This is a genomic window from Streptomyces sp. NPDC027672 (assembly GCF_055566335.1).
Window position 1 is genome coordinate 457,594 of sequence record NZ_JBVHSO010000005.1, and the last position, 16,808, is coordinate 474,401.

Annotated in this window: 2 protein-coding genes; both read left to right on the plus strand. The window is 77.0% G+C overall.

Features of this window, described 5'->3' with window-relative positions; all coding sequences use genetic code 11:
• Positions 1–22: 22 nt before the first annotated feature.
• Positions 23–10,624, plus strand: a complete 10,602-nt coding sequence (locus ACZ4SV_RS15395; RefSeq protein ID WP_468004636.1) for an SDR family NAD(P)-dependent oxidoreductase — start codon at positions 23–25, stop codon at positions 10,622–10,624.
• 25 nt (positions 10,625–10,649) lie between these two features.
• A complete protein-coding gene (locus ACZ4SV_RS15400; protein WP_468004638.1) occupies positions 10,650–16,793 on the plus strand; it encodes an SDR family NAD(P)-dependent oxidoreductase in 6,144 nt (2,047 codons plus the stop codon).
• Positions 16,794–16,808 lie beyond the last annotated feature (15 nt).

Below are 16,808 nucleotides of genomic sequence, written 5' to 3' on the forward strand. Positions count from 1 at the left end.
GACGCAACCACGGAGGAGCCCGGTGAGCGAACACAACGAGCAGAAGCTGCGCGACTACCTCAACCGCGTCACCATCGACCTGCGCGACACCCGCCGACGGCTGCGCGAGGCCGAGAGCAGCAGCCGCGAGCCGATCGCGGTGGTCTCCATGAGCTGCCGCTTCCCCGGCGGCGTCCGCACCCCCGAGGAACTCTGGGACCTCCTGACCGCGGGCCGTGACGCCGTCACCGGCGTGCCCGGCGACCGCGGCTGGGACACCGCGGGGCTCAGCGCGGGCGGTGTGCCCTGCCAGGGCGCGTTCCTCGACGGCGCCGCCGACTTCGACGCCGAGTTCTTCGCCGTGTCACCGCACGAGGCCGTCGCGATGGACCCGCAGCAGCGGCTGCTGCTCCAGGCCGCCTGGGAAGCCGTCGAACGCGCGGGCATCGACCCGGCGTCGCTGCGCGCCACCCGCACCGGAGTGTTCGCCGCCGCCATCGACCAGGGGTACGCCCAGCTCGGCACCGGCGCCCCCGAGACCGTCCAGGGCTTCCTGATGACCGGCAACTCGATGAGCGTGGTGTCCGGCCGCATCGCCTACGCGCTCGGCCTCCAAGGACCGGCCGTCACCGTCGACACCGCCTGCTCGGCCTCCCTGGTCGCCCTGCACCAGGCGGCGCGGGCACTGCGCGCCGGGGAGTGCACCCTCGCGCTGGCGGGCGGGGTGACCGTGATGGCGCGGCCGTCGGTGTTCACCGAGTTCAGCCGCCAGGGAGCCATGGCCGCCGACGGCCGCTGCAAGCCGTTCTCGGCGTCCGCCGACGGCACCGGCTGGGGAGAGGGCGTCGGCGTGCTCCTCCTGGAACGCCTGTCCGACGCCCACCGCAACGGCCACCCGGTCCTCGCCGTGCTGCGCGGCTCCGCCGTCAACCAGGACGGCGCCAGCAACGGGCTCACCGCGCCGAACGGGCCCAGTCAGCAGCGCGTCATCCGCGACGCGCTCGCCGACGCGGGCCTGTCCGCCGCCGACGTCGACGCCGTCGAGGCCCACGGCACCGGCACCCGGCTCGGCGACCCCATCGAGGCCGACGCGCTGCTCGCCACGTACGGCCGGGACCGTCGCGGCGGGCAGCCCCTGTGGCTGGGCTCGCTGAAGTCGAACATCGGCCACACCCAGGCCGCCGCCGGGGTCGCGGGCGTCATCAAGACGGTCCTCGCGCTGCGCCACGGGCTGCTGCCCCGGTCCCTGCACATCACCGAGCCCACCCCGCACGTCGACTGGAGCGAGGGCGCCGTCGCACTGCTGACCGAGGCCGGGAAGTGGCCCGAGACCGGCGGGCCGCGCCGGGCGGGCGTCTCCTCCTTCGGCATGAGCGGCACCAACGCCCACGTCATCCTGGAACGGGCCCCGGAGACCGAGCCGCCGCACCCCACCGGCACCACCCCGCCGGCCGCGCCCTGCCTGCTCTCCGGACGCACCGCGGCCGCCCTGCGCGACCAGGCCGTACGCCTCAGGGCGCGCCTCGCCGAGGACCCGCAGGCACGCCCCGCCGACCTCGGCTACTCGCTCGCCACCACCCGGACCGCCTTCCCGCACCGCGCCGCCGTGACGGCCGCCGACCGCGGTGAACTCCTCGCGGCGCTCGACCAGATGGCCCGCGACCCGCAGGGCGCCGCGACCGCCGTCACCGGCCTCGCCGAGCCCGGGCCCGGCCGGGTCGCCATGGTCTTCCCGGGACAGGGCGCGCAGTGGCCCGGCATGGGCCGGGAACTCCTCGACACCGCACCGGAGTTCGCCCGCTCCATGGCCGCCTGCGCGGACGCGCTGGCCCCCTTCGTGGACTGGTCGCTGCCCGACGCCGTACGCGGCGAACCGGGCGCGGCCGCCCTGGACCGGGTCGACGTGGTGCAGCCCGCGCTGTTCGCGACGATGGTGTCGCTGGCCGCCCTGTGGCGGTCCTGGGGTGTCGAGCCGGACGCGGTGGTGGGGCACTCCCAGGGGGAGATCGCCGCCGCGGTGGTCGCCGGGGCGCTGTCCCTGGCGGACGGGGCGAAGGTCGTCGCCCTGCGCAGCCGGGCCATCGCCGCGCTCGCGGGCGGCGGCGGCATGGTGTCCCTGGCGGTGTCCCGCGAGCGGGCGGAGGAAGCGATCCTGCCCTGGGCCGGGCGGCTGTCGGTCGCCGCCGTCAACGGCCCCGCGTCCGTGGTGGTATCCGGCGACGCGCCGGCCCTCGCCGCACTGACCGAGCGGTGCGCGGCGGACGGCGTCCGGGCCCGTACGGTCCCCGTCGACTACGCCTCGCACTCCGCGCACGTCGAAAGCGTCGAGCAGGAGGTCCTGGCGGCCCTCTCCGGCATCACCCCGGCCGCCGCCCGCGTCCCGCTGTTCTCCACCGTCACGGGGGAGTGGCTGGACACCACGGGCATGGACGCCGCGTACTGGTACCGCAACCTGCGCCACACCGTGCGCTTCGACACCGCCGTCCGCGCCCTCGCCGAACAGGGCCACGGCGTCTTCCTCGAAGTGTCCCCGCACCCCGTGCTGACGGTGCCCGTCCAGGACACCGCCGAGTCCGCGGGCGCCCCCGACGCCGTCGTCACCGGCACCCTGCGCCGCGACGAGGGCGGCCTGCGCCGCGCCCTCACCTCCGCGGCCGGACTGTGGGCGCGCGGCGTGCCGGTGGACTGGCGGAAGGTGTACGAGGGCTGGGACGCGCGCCGCGTCGACCTGCCCACGTACCCGTTCCAGCAGCGGCGCCACTGGCTGACGCCCGCCGCGCCGCCACCCGCCGACGGCGACACGGACTTCTGGGACCTGGTGGAACGCGGCGACGTGACGGAAGCGGCCACCGCCCTCGCCGTCGACGCCGCACCGCTGCGCGAGATCCTCCCCGCCCTGAATAGCTGGCACCGCCACCGCACCGCGACCGACCCGTCCGACGCCTGGCGCTACCGCGTCGCCTGGCACCCCGTCCCCGACCCGCCGGCCCCCGCGCTCAGCGGGACCTGGCTGGTCCTGGCGCCCGAGGGACACGAGGAGAGCGCGACGGTGCGGGACGCCGTACGGGCGCTGCGCGAACACGGGGCCGAGGTGGTCACGGCACAGGTCGCGACAGCCGACGCGGCGCATCCGGACACCGCGCACACCCCCTCCCGGGTTCCGGCCGGCGGTACCGCCGGCCGGGGCACGGCGACCGGCGAGACCGGCGAGACCGGTGAGACCGGTGAGACCGGTGAGACCCGCGATGCCGTTGAGGCCGTTGAGGCCGCTGAGACCCGCGAGAGCGGTGAGACCGACCCGGCCGCCGAGGGCCGCGAGAGCGGTGAGACCGACCCGGCCGCCGAGACCCGCCGCCCCGCCGACCGCGCCCGCCTCGCCGCCACCGTCACCGAGGCCGCCCACGGCCGTCCCCTCACCGCGGTCCTCTCCCTCCTCGGTCTGGCCGACCGCCCGCACCCCGCCCACCCGGGCCTGCCCACCGGCACCGTCCTGACCCTCGCGCTCGTCCAGGCGCTCGGCGACCTCGGGGTCACCGCGCCGCTGTGGTGCGCCACCCGGGGCGCCGTCTCCACGGGCGCGGCCGATCCGCTCACCGCGCCCGCGCAGGCGCAGGTATGGGGCACCGGCATGGTCGCCGCCCTCGAACACCCGCAGCGCTGGGGCGGACTGGTCGACCTGCCCGACACGGCCGACGCCCGGGCCCGGGAACGGCTCTGCGCCGCGCTCGGCGGCCCGGACGGCGAGGACCAGCTCGCGGTCCGCCCCAACGGCCTCTTCGTCCGCCGTCTCGTCCGAGCCCCCCGGCCCGCCCGGCCCGCCCGTGCCGCGCGCGCCTGGAAGCCCCGCGGCACCGTCCTGCTCACCGGCGGCACCGGCGCCCTCGGCCCGCACCTGGCCCGCTGGCTGGCCCGCGGCGGCGCCACCCACCTGGTCCTGCCCGGACGGCGCGGGGAGGACGCGCCCGCGGCGGCCGGACTGCGCACGGAACTGGCCGCGTCCGGCACGACCCTCGCGCTGCCCGTCTGCGACCTGGCCGACCGCGACCAGGTCGCACGGCTCCTCGCCGGACTCGACGCGGCCGGCACGCCCGTCACCGCCGTCGTGCACGCCGCCGCGGACATCGCGCTCGCCCCGCTCGACACCGTCCCCGTCGCGGCGTACGAGCGTGTCGTCGCCGCCAAGGCGGCGGGTGCGGCGCACCTCGACGCGCTGCTGGACCGCGAACTCGACGCGTTCGTGCTGTTCTCCTCGATCGCCGGGGTCTGGGGCAGCGGCGACCACGGTGCCTACGCCGCGGCCAACGCCCATCTCGACGCCCTCGCCCGGCACCGGCGCGACCGCGGCCTGAGCGCGACCACCGTCGACTGGGGCATCTGGCGGGCCGGACCGCCGGCCGCGGGCGGCACACCGGCCACCGAGGACACCGGCCTCTTCAACCTCGAAGAGCACGGCCTGCCCCGGATCGACGCCGAGCGGGCGCTCGCCGCGCTCCAGCGGGCCCTCGACGACGACGAGACGCTCGTGACCATCGCCGACGTCGACTGGGAGCGGTTCGCCCCGGTGTTCACCTCCAGCCGCCCCAGCCCGCTGCTGAGCACCGTCCCCGAAGCCCGCCGCGCCCTCGCGGGACCCGGGGACGCGGACGACCCGGCCGCCTCCGGACTGCGGCGGCGGCTCACCGCGCTGCGGCTCCCCGCCGACCGGGACCGGCTGCTGCTCGACCTCGTCCGCGGCCACGCCGCCGCCGTCCTCGGCCACGACCGCGCCGACGCCGTACCGCCCGCGAAGGCGTTCCAGGAGCTGGGCTTCGCCTCCCTCACCGCGGTCGAGCTCCGCAACCGCCTCACCAAGGCGACCGGGCTGCGGCTGCCGTCGACCCTCGTCTTCGACCACCCGTCGGCCGCCGTACTCGCCGCCCACCTGAAGTCCCGCCTGCTCGGCGCGGACGAGACGACGGCGGCGGAAAAGGAGGAGGACGGCACCCGCACCGGAGCCGCCGACGAGCCGATCGCCATCGTCTCCATGGGCTGCCGCCTGCCCGGCGGCGTCACCTCGCCCGAGGAACTCTGGCGGCTGCTCGCCGACCGCGGCGACGCCGTCACCGGGCTCCCCGCCGGGCGCGGCTGGGACCTCGACGCGCTCTACGACCCCGACCCGGAGCACCCGGGCACCTCGACCACCCGGCACGGCGGGTTCCTGCACGACGCCGCCGACTTCGACGCCGCCTTCTTCGGCATCTCACCCCGCGAGGCCCTCGCCATGGACCCGCAGCAGCGGCTCCTGCTGGAGGTCTCCTGGGAGGCCCTCGAACGCGCGGGCCTGGACCCGGAGGCGCTGCGCGGCAGCCGTACGGGCGTCTTCACCGGCGTCAACTACAGCGACTACGGCGCCGTGGTGGCCCGTTCCGCCGAGGGCGAGGGCCATCTGCTGACCGGCAGCGCCCCCAGCGTCGTCTCCGGGCGCGTCGCCTACACCCTCGGCCTGGAGGGCCCGGCGGTCACCGTCGACACCGCCTGCTCGTCGGCGTTGGTCGCCCTGCACCTGGCGGCCCGCGCCCTGCGCGCGGGGGACTGCTCGCTGGCCCTGGTCGGCGGCGTGGCGGTGATGGCGACACCCGGCGCGCTGATCAGCTTCTCGCGGCAGCGCGGTCTCGCGGCCGACGGACGGTGCAAGGCGTTCGCGGACGGCGCCGACGGCATGGGCATGGGCGAAGGAGCCGGAGTGCTGCTCGTCGAGCGGCTGAGCGAGGCCCGCCGCGCCGGCCATCCCGTCCTCGCGGTGCTGCGCGGCTCCGCCGTCAACCAGGACGGCGCCAGCAACGGCCTCTCGGCCCCCAACGGGCCCAGCCAGCAGCGCGTCATCCGCGCCGCCCTCGCCGACGCGGGCCTGACCGGCGCGGACGTCGACGTGGTGGAGGCCCACGGCACCGGCACCACCCTGGGCGACCCCATCGAGGCGCAGGCGCTCCTCGCCACCTACGGCCAGGACCGGGCCGCGGGACGGCCCCTCCTGATCGGCTCCCTCAAGTCCAACATCGGCCACACCCAGGCCCTCTCCGGTGTCGCGGGCGTCATGAAGACGGTCCTGGCCCTGCGTCACGCCACCGTCCCGGCGACGCTCCACGCCGACCGGCCCACCACCCACGTGGACTGGACCCAAGGCCACGTCGCCCTCGTGACCGAGCACGAGCGGTGGCCCGAGGCGGGCCGGCCGCGCCGCGCGGGCGTCTCCTCCTTCGGGCTCAGCGGCACCAACGCCCACGTCATCCTGGAACAGGCGCCGGAACCCGAACCGCCGGAACCCGCCGCACCGGGCTCCGACGCACTGGAACCCGCCGCAACGGGACTTGACACACCGGGACTTGGCGCACCGGATCCCGACGCACCGGGACCCGATCCACTGGAGCCCCACGCACCGGAGCCCGAGCGCCCCCGCACCGCCCCGGCCGTCCCCTGGTGCCTGTCGGCCCGCTCCGCCGACGCCCTGCGCGCCCAGGCCGAACGCCTGCTCCACCACCTGTCCGGCACGGACCAGGCCGACGCGGCGGACGTCGCCCTGTCCCTCGCGGGACGCACCGCCTTCCCGCACCGCGCCGTCCTCGTCGGCGGCCACGACCGGCTGCTGCCCGCCCTGCGGGAGTGGGCCGCGGGCGCCGCCCCCGCCGTCCACGCAGTCGCGGACCCCGACGGGCGCACCGTCCTGATGTTCCCCGGCCAGGGTTCGCAGTGGACCGGCATGGCCCGCAGGCTCCTCGACGAGTCACCCGAGTTCGCCGACGCCCTGCGCACCTGCGCGGACGCGCTCGCCCCGTACGTCGACTGGTCGCTGCTGGACGTCGTACGCGACGGCGACCGGCTGGACCGGGTCGACGTGGTGCAGCCCGTCCTCTTCGCCGTGATGGTGTCCCTCGCGCGGTTGTGGCGGGCGTACGGCGTCGTCCCGGACGCCGTCGTCGGCCACTCCCAGGGGGAGATCGCCGCGGCAGTGGTGGCCGGCGCGCTGACGCCGCGGGACGGGGCGAAGATCGTCGCCCTGCGCAGCCGCGCGCTCGCCCGGCTCGCCGGGCACGGCGGCATGGTGTCGCTCGCCCTGCCGTCGGCACGGGCCGCCGAGCTGATCGCGGCCTGGACGGGACGGCTGTCGCTGGCGGCGGTCAACGGGCCGTCCGCGGTGGTGGTCTCCGGTGACGCGGACGCCCTGGACCAGCTCATGGAGACATGCGAAGCGGACGGCGTACGAGCCCGGCGCGTGGACGTCGACTACGCGTCCCACTCCGCCCACATGGAAGCCCTCGAAGCCGAACTGACCACCGCCCTCGCGGACATCGAGCCCACCGCGGCGGACATCCCGCTGTACTCCACGGTGACGGACGGCTGGCTGGACACGGCGACGATGGACGCCCGCTACTGGTACGCCAACCTCCGGCGCACCGTGGGCTTCGAGTCCGCCGTCCGCGCCCTCGCCGCGGCGGGCCACCGCACGTACATCGAGGTGAGCCCGCACCCGGTCCTCACCCCGGCCGTCGAGGAGACGCTGGAGTCGGTGGGCGTCGACGCCGCCGTGCTCGGCACGCTGCGCCGCGACGAGGGCGGCATGGAACGCATGCTGCGGTCCCTCGGCGCCGCGTGGGCGCACGGCGCCCCCGTCGACTGGGCGCCCCTGTTCGCGGGCACCGCCGCCCGCCGCGTCGACCTGCCCACGTACGCCTTCCAGCACCGGCCCTACTGGGCCGTGCCGGGCCCGGACACCGGCGGCGGCCTCACGGCGGCGGGCCTCGGCACGACCGGACACCCCCTGCTGGGCGCGGCCGTCGAACTCGCCGACACCGGCGAGACGGTGCTCAGCGGACGGATCTCGGTGCGCACCCACCCCTGGCTCGCGGACCACGCCGTGGCGGACGTCGTCCTGCTGCCCGGCGCCGCGTTCGTGGACCTCGCCGTCCGCGCCGGGGACGAGGCCGGCTGCCCCGTCCTGGAGGAACTCACCCTCCAGGCCCCGCTGGTGCTGCCCGCCACCGGCGGCGTACGGCTCCAGGTCCGGGTCGGCGCCCCGGACGGCACCGGCCGGCGCACCGTGGACGTGCACGCGCGGCCGGACGCCACGGCCGCCGCGCCGTGGACACCGCACGCCTCCGGCGTCCTGGCCGAAGCCGCCGTGGACGGCGCACCGGCGCAGGAGGAGAGCCGGCCTCCCGCCGACGCCGAGCCCGTCGACGTCGACGGCCTCTACGAGCGGTTCGCCGCGGCCGGCTACGGCTACGGACCCGCCTTCCGGGGGCTGCGCGCGGCCTGGCGGCACGGCGACGACCTGTACACCGAGGTGCGTCTGGACGAGGACCAGCACGCGGGGGCCGCGGCCTTCGGCATCCACCCCGCGCTGCTCGACGCGGCGCTGCACGGGCTGTGGCTGGCCGCCGGGGGCAGCGGGGGCCCGGACCCGGCGCCGGGCACCGCGCGGTTGCCGTTCGCCTGGACGGGGGTGACCCTGCACGCCTCCGGCGCCACCGCACTGCGCGTCCGCCTCTCCCCGGACACCGACGGAACCACGTCCCTCACCGCGCACGACCCCGCCGGCCGGCCGGTGCTCACGGTGACCGGACTCGCCGTCCGGCCCGTCGACGTGGACGCCCTGCGCGCCGCCACCGCCCCGGCGGCGGACGACTCCCTGTACCGCCTGGAGTGGGCGCCCGTGCCCGCCCCGGCCACGGCCCCCGCACCGCCCGGCCGCCTGGCCGCTCTCGGCCCGGGCGTTCCACTGCCCGACACCTACCCGGACCTCGCCGGCCTCGCCGCGGCCGTCGACCGCGGGGCACCCGTGCCCGACGTGGTCGTCATGCCGTGCGCCACGGCCGTCGGGGACGCCACGGCCGCCGGGGACGACGCGCTGGACGGGGCCGTCACGGCCGACCGGGACGACGCGCTGGACGGGGGCGACGCGGCCGCCGTACGGGCCGTCGTGGGCGCCACCCTCGCGCTCGTCCAGACCTGGCTGGCCGACGACCGGTTCGCCGGCACCCGCCTGGTGTTCCTCACGCGCGGCGCCGTCCGCACGGGACCCGACGACGGCCCGAGCGACCCCGCGGGCGCGGCGGCACGCGGCCTGCTGCGCTCGGCCCAGTCCGAGCATCCCGGCCGTCTCGTCCTCCTCGACACCCCGGACCCCGACGGCCTGCCCGCCCTGCTGCCGGCCGTCTTGGACCTAGACGAATCCCAACTCGCCGTACGTGACGGGAAACTGCTCGCCGCCCGCCTCACCCGGGTCCCGGCCCCGGAGGAGACCGCCGGACGGTCCGTGCCGCTGGACCCCGACGGCACCGTCCTGGTCACCGGCGCCGGCGGCGTACTCGGCGGACTCGTGGCCCGGCACCTCGCGGCCCGGCACGGAGTGGGACACCTGCTCCTGGCCGGACGGCGCGGAGCCGGCACACCCGGAGCCGCCACGCTCCTCGCCGACCTCCAAGCCCTGGGCGCCCAGGCGGAGTTCGCGGCGTGCGACGTAGCCGATCCGGCCGCCGTCGCGGAGCTGCTGGCGGGCGTGCCGGCCGAGCACCCGCTGACGGCCGTCGTGCACGCCGCCGGTGTCCTCGACGACGGCGTCGTCACCTCGCTCACCCCCGAACGCCTCGACCGCGTCCTGCGGCCCAAGGCCGACGCGGCCCTCGCCCTGCACGAGGCGACCCGCGACCTGCCGCTGTCCGCGTTCGTCCTCTTCTCCTCCGCGGCGGGCGTCGCCGGCAACCCGGGTCAGGCCGGCTACGCGGCCGCCAACGCCTGCCTGGACGCCCTGGCGGAGCGCCGCCAGGCCGCCGGGCTGCCCGCCCAGTCCCTCGCCTGGGGCCTGTGGGAACGGCGCAGCGAGATGACCGGCACCCTGGACGGGACCGGACTCGGGCGGATGACCCGCGGCGGTGTCGCCGCACTCTCCGACGCCCAGGGCCTCGCCCTCTTCGACGCGGCGCTGCGCCTCGACGACGCCCTGCTCGTGCCCGTGCGCCTCGACACCGCCCGGCTGCGGGCGGGCGCCGGGCGCGGGCCCGTGCCGCCCCTGCTGCGCGGCCTGGTGCGCGCCGCCCGGCCCGCCGCCGCCGCGGGCGCCGCCGAAGTGGCGTCACTGCGCGAACACCTGGCCTCCCTGGGGGCCGAGGAACGCCGGCAGCGGATCGAGGAGCTGGTACGGGCCCGGGTCGCCGACGTCCTCGGGCACGACGGAGGCGAAGCGATCGACCCGGAGCAGGCGTTCAAGGACCTCGGATTCGACTCCCTGACCGCCGTAGACCTCCGCAACCGCCTGAACGCGGCCACCGGCCTGCGCCTGCCCGCCACCCTCGTCTTCGACCACCCCACCCCGGCGGCCGCGGCCGCCTACATGACCGCGCGCCTCGCCCCGGCCGTCCGGCCCGCCGACCCCGGCGGCCCGGACGGCGACCGGGAACTCCAGCGGCGGCTCGCCGCCGTCCCGGTCACGCGGCTGCGCGAGGCCGGACTGCTGGACGCGGTGCTCCGCCTCACCGAGAACGACGCCGGGGGAGCGGACCGCACCACGAAACCTACGGGAACGGACCTCGCGGACGACCCCGGCGCCATCAAGGAGATGGAAGTGGACGCCCTCGTGCGGATGGCCCTGGGCGGCGGCGAGCGTGCCTGAGCCGGCGAGGGAAGAAAGGAAGACCATGTCCACGGACCGAGTGGTCGAGGCACTGAGGGCCTCCCTCCTCGACAACCAGCGCCTGCGCCAGGAGAACGGCAGACTCGCCGCCGAGGCCGACGGTGCCCGCGAACCGATCGCCGTGGTCGCGATGAGCTGCCGCTTCCCCGGCGGCGTCGCCTCCCCGGAAGACCTGTGGGAACTGCTCGTCAAGGAACGGGACGCCGTCACCGGCTTCCCCGCCGACCGGGGCTGGGACCTCGACGGTGTCTTCGACGACGACCCGGACGCGCCGGGAACCTCGTACACACGCGAAGGCGGCTTCCTCCACGACGCCTGCGCCTTCGACCCCGGCTTCTTCGGGATCTCGCCGCGCGAGGCCCTCGCCATGGACCCCCAGCAGCGTCTCCTCCTGGAGACCTCCTGGGAGGCGGTCGAGCGCGCGGGCATCGACCCCCTCACCCTCAAGGGCAGCCGCACCGGCGTCTACGCGGGCCTCATCTACAGCGAGTACGGCTCCCGCCTCGCCCAGGTGCCCGAGGAACTGGAGGGCTTCCTCGGCACCGGCTCCATCGCCAGCGTCGCCTCCGGCCGCGTCGCCTACACCCTGGGCCTGGAGGGCCCCGCGGTCACCCTGGACACCGCCTGCTCCTCCTCCCTCGTCGCCCTCCACCTCGCCTGCCAGGCCCTGCGGGCGGGCGACGCCACCCTGGCCCTGGCGGGAGGCGTCACCGTGATGGCGACACCCGGCTTCTACGTCGGGTTCAGCAGGCAGCGCGCTCTCGCACCGGACGGCCGCTGCAAGTCCTTCGCCGCCGCCGCCGACGGCGCGGGCTTCGGCGAAGGCGCCGGCATGCTCCTCCTGGAGCGCCTGTCCGACGCCCGCCGCAACGGCCACCCGGTCCTCGCCGTGATCCGCGGCTCGGCCGTCAACCAGGACGGCGCGAGCAACGGCCTGACCGCACCCAACGGCCCCGCCCAGGAACGCGTCATCCGGCAGGCCCTGGACAGCGCCGGACTCACCCCGGCCGAGGTCGACGCCGTCGAGGCACACGGCACCGGCACCGTCCTCGGCGACCCCATCGAGGCACAGGCACTGCTCGCCGCCTACGGGCGGCAGCGACCCCCGGACCAGCCACTGTGGGTCGGCTCCCTCAAGTCCAACCTCACGCACACCCAGGCGGCCGCCGGGGTCGGCGGCGTCATCAAGACGGTCCTCGCGCTCCGCCACGGCCTGCTGCCGCGCACCCTGCACCTCGACCGGCCCACCCCGCAGGTCGACTGGACCGAAGGCGCCGTCCGCCTGCTCACCACCGCGACACCGTGGCCCGCCACGGGCCGCCCGCGCCGCGCCGGGGTCTCCTCCTTCGGGGCCAGCGGCACCAACGCCCACGCCATCCTGGAACAGGCCCCCGAGGAACCGGCGGCCGAACGCGAGGAGTACGACGGCCCCGTCGCCTGGCCGCTGTCCGCCAAGAGTGCACAGGCACTGCGCGGACAGGCCGCCGCCCTGCACGCCCACGTCCTGGCCGACCCGGCGCTCCGCCCCGCCGACATCGGACTCTCCCTGGCCACCGGCCGCTCCCGGTTCACCGAGCGCGCCGTCGTCGTGGGGTCCGGCCGCGCCGCACTCCTCGACGGCCTCGGCGCACTGGCCCGCGGCGAACTCCCCGCCGACGGCGCCACCGGCACCGCCCCGCGCGGCGCCCGCAAGGCGGTCTACGTCTTCCCCGGACTCGGCGCCCAGTGGCCCGGCATGGCGACCGGACTCCTCGACACCTCCCCGGTGTTCGCCGCCCGCGTGGCCGACTGCGAACGGGCCTTCGCCCCGTACCTCGACTGGTCGCTGAGCGCGGTGCTGCGCGGCGCGCCGGGCGCCCCGGTCCTGGACCGCGTCGAGGTCCTCCAGCCCGCGCTGTTCACCGTGATGGTGTCCCTCGCGGCGGTGTGGCGCGCCCACGGCCTGGAGCCTGCGGCGGTGGTGGGCCACAGCCAGGGCGAGGTCGCCGCGGCGTGCGTCGCCGGAGCCCTCACCCTGGAGGACGCCGCCCGGGTGGCGGCCCTGCGCAGCCGCGCCCTGGCCGGCGTCACCGGCGGGGGCGGCATGGCCACCTTGATGATGTCGGAGCAGGAGGCCGGGCGGCTCCTGGCCGAGCACGCCCCGCAGGTGTCGGTCGCGGCCGTCAACGGCCCCCGGGTCGTCGTCGTCGCGGGCCCGTCCGCGGCCGTCCGCGACCTCGTCGCGGACCTGTCCGAGCAGGGCCTCATGGCCTGGAACATCCCCGTCGACTACGCCTCGCACTCCGGCGCCGTCGACGCCGTACGGGACGAACTGCGCACCGCGCTCGCCGATATCACCCCGCGCACCCCCGAGGTGCCGCTGCTCTCCGCCGTCGACGCCGACTGGCTGACCGCCGACGGCATCACCGCCGGGTACTGGTTCCGCAACCTGCGCGAACCCGTCCGCTTCCACGCGGCCGTGCGCCGGCTGCTCGACGCGGGCCACCGCACCTTCGTCGAGGTCAGCCCGCACCCCACGCTCACCTACGGCATCGCGGACACCGCGGCCGACGCCGGCCGCGACGACGTGCGGGTGCTCGGCACCCTGCGCCGCGACGAGGGCGGCCGGCGACGGCTGCTGCTCGCCCTGGGCGAGGCGTACACGGCCGGCCTCCCGGTCGACTGGCGGCCCGTGTACGAGGCGACCGGGGCCCGCCGCGCGGACCTGCCCACCTACGCCTTCCAGCGGCAGCGCTACTGGCTCGACGCGCCCGCCCCCGGCGGCGACCCGGCCACGGCCGGCCAGAGCGACCCCGGCCACCCCCTGCTCGGCGCGGCGGTCGACCTGCCGGGCGGCGGCACCCTGTTCACCGGACGGCTCTCGACGGCCACCCGTCCCTGGCTCGCCGACCACGCCGTCGCCGGAACCGTCCTGCTGCCCGGCGTGGCCTTCCTGGAGATGGCGGCCCACGCCGGCCGCCTCCTCGGCCCCGCCCGGGTCGAGGAGCTGACCCTCGCCGCCCCGCTGGTCCTGCCCGCCCCCGACGAGACCACCGGCGTCCAGCTGCGCCTCACCGTGGGCCCGGCGGACGAGCGGGGACTGCACGAGATCGCGTTCCACTCCCGGCCCGAGGACGCGCCCGGCCAGGACTGGACCCGGCACGCGAGCGGTCACCTCGCCCCCGGCCCCCGGCACCCGGCACCCGCCGGGCCCGCGGTCTGGCCGCCCGAGGGCGCCCGGCCCCTGAGCGTCGACGACCTGTACGGCGCCATGGAGGCCAGGGGCGTCCAGTACGGTCCCGCCTTCCGGGGCCTGCGCACCGCCTGGAGCCGCGGCGACGACATCTTCGCCCAAGTCACCCTGCCCGACGGCCTGACGGACGCCTTCGCCGTCCACCCCGCGCTGCTCGACGCGGCCCTCCAGTCGGCCGGTCTCCGGGCCGCCGACACGCGCGGGGACGGCGTGCCGCTGCCGTTCTCGTGGAGCCGGGTCACCCTCGGCGCGGCCGCGGGACGGACCCTGCGCGTGTCCCTGCGCCCCGACGGCACCGACGCGGTGAGCGTGCGCGTCACCGGCGAGGACGGCCGGCTCGTCGCGGACATCGGGTCGCTGACCCTGCGCACGGCCTCGTACGACGGACTGCGCGACCCCGGCCGTTCGCTGTACCGCGTGGACTGGATCCCCGCGGAGCGGCTCCCCGCGCCACCCGCCCGCGGCCGCTGGGCGCTGCTCGGGGAGCACGACGCCCGGCTGCTGCCGGAAGGCTTCGCCGCCGCGGCCGACGCGCCGGACGCGGTCGTCCTGCCCTGCCCGCCACCGGCCGGAGCCGGCACACCCGAGGCGGTGCACGCCGTCACCGGGACCGTCCTGGAAAGCCTGCGGGCCTGGCTCGCGGACCCCGCGTCCCCCGCCGTCCCGCTGGTCGTCCTCACCCGGGGCGCCGCCGGACCCGGCACCGAGCCCGTGGACGCCGCGTCCGCCGCCGTCTGGGGCCTGCTGCGCTCGGCCCAGCTCGAACACCCGGACCGGTTCGTCCTGCTGGACACCGACGACCCGGCCGCGACATCCGCGGCCCTGCCCGCCGTACTCGCCGCCGGTGAACACCAGCTCGCGCTCAGGAACGGCGAGCTGTACGCACCGAGGCTCGTCCGTGCCGCGCCGTCCGCCGGGCGCGGCGAGGCGGCGTTCGACCCGGACGGCACCGTTCTGCTGACCGGCGGGGGCGGTGTCCTCGCGGGCATCCTCGCCCGGCACCTCGTCACCCGGCACGGCGTACGCCACCTGCTGCTGCTCGGCCGCGGCGGCGCCCGCCGTCCCGGTACGGCGGAACTGGCCGAGGAGCTACATCAGTCGGGCGCCGAAGTGACCGTCGCCGCCTGTGACGTGGCGGACCGCGCGGCCGTCGCCCGCGCCCTGGCCGGGATACCCGCGGAACACCCGCTGCGCGCCGTCGTCCACACCGCGGGCGTCCTCGACGACGGCCTGCTCCAGGCACAGACCCCCGAGCGGCTGAGCGCCGTGCTGCGGCCCAAGGTGGACGGGGCCCACCATCTGCACACCCTCACCCGGGACGCGGACCTGACGGCGTTCGTCGTCTACTCCTCGGCCGCGGGAGTCCTCGGCAGCCCCGGCCAGTCCACGTACGCCGCGGCCAACGCCGCCCTCGACGCCCTGATGACCGCACGGCACCGACTCGGCCTGCCCGCCACCTCACTGGCCTGGGGTCTGTGGGAGCCACGCAGCGGCCTGACCACCGGCCTGTCCGACACCGACCTGCGGCGCATGGCCCGCGGCGGCGTGCGCGGCCTGTCGGCGGCGGACGGCATGGCGCTGTTCGACGGCGCCCTCGCCCTCTCCGCGTCCGACGGGCCCGTGCTCGTCCCCGTCCACCTCGACCTCGCCGCCTACCGGGGCCGGCCGGTGCCGCCGCTCCTGCGCTCCCTCGTCAAGGCCCCGGCCGCGCCCCGGACCGAGACCGACGGCACGTCGCTGCGGCAGCGCCTCGCCGCCGCCGGCGCGGACCAGCACGGACCCATCCTCCTCGGCGTCGTCCTGGACGAGGCCGCCGAGGTGCTCGGCCACACCACCGCCGAGGCGCTCGGCGCGCAGGACGCGTTCCTCTCCGTCGGCTTCGACTCGCTGACCGCGGTCGAGCTGCGCAACCGGCTCGCCGCCCGCACCGGACTGCGGCTGCGCCCCACCGCGGTCCTCGACAGCGGCACCCCGGCCCGCCTCGCCGACGTACTGCGCGCCGGACTGGCCGAACCGGCCCCGGACGACGACGGGCCGGTGACCGGGCAACCCGCGGCCACCGGCCCGGTCAGCACCCTGTTCCGGCAGGCGTGCGAGACCGGCCGGGTCGACGAGGGCATCGCGCTGCTGAAGCACGCCGCCGCCCTGCGCCCCGACTTCCGCACCGGAGCCGAACTCCTGGCCGCCGACGCCAAGCCCGGGCTGCTGCGCCTGGGCGGCGACGACAGCACCCCGCACCTGGTCTGCTTCGGCTCCGTCGTCGCGCTGGGCGGCCCCCACCAGTACGCGCGCTTCGCCGCACGGTTCCGCGACCGCTACGGCGTCAGCGCCCTCGCGGCCCCCGGCTTCCTGCCGGGCGAACCGGTCCCGGCCGCGATGTCCGCGCTCCTCGACTTCCAGGCACGGACCCTGCGCGCGGAACTCGGCGAGCGCCCCCTCGTCCTGCTGGGCTCCTCCTCCGGCGGCACCCTCGCCCACGGCGTCGCGGCCCGCCTGGAAGAGCTGGGCGCCGGCCCGGCCGCGGTGGTCCTGCTCGACACCTACCTCTCGGACAACGAAGGGATGACCCAGTTCAACGACGTCCTCATCGACGGCATGTTCACCCGCGAGCAACGGGCCGCCCCCATGGACGACACCCGGCTCACCGCCATGGGCCGCTACTTCCGCCTCCTCGACACCTGGACCCCGCCCGCCGTCCGGGCGCCCACCCTCCTCGTCCGCGCCCGCGAACCCCTCGGCACCCCGGACCCCGGCGCGGGCGACTGGCGCGCCACCTGGCCGACCGCGCAGAGCGTCGTGGACGTGCCCGGCGACCACTTCTCCCTCATGGAGCAGCACGTCGGCACCACGGCCCGGGCCGTCGCCGACTGGCTCGGCACCGTCCTCACCGCCCCAGGCACCACCACCACACCCTGACGTCCACCAGCACCC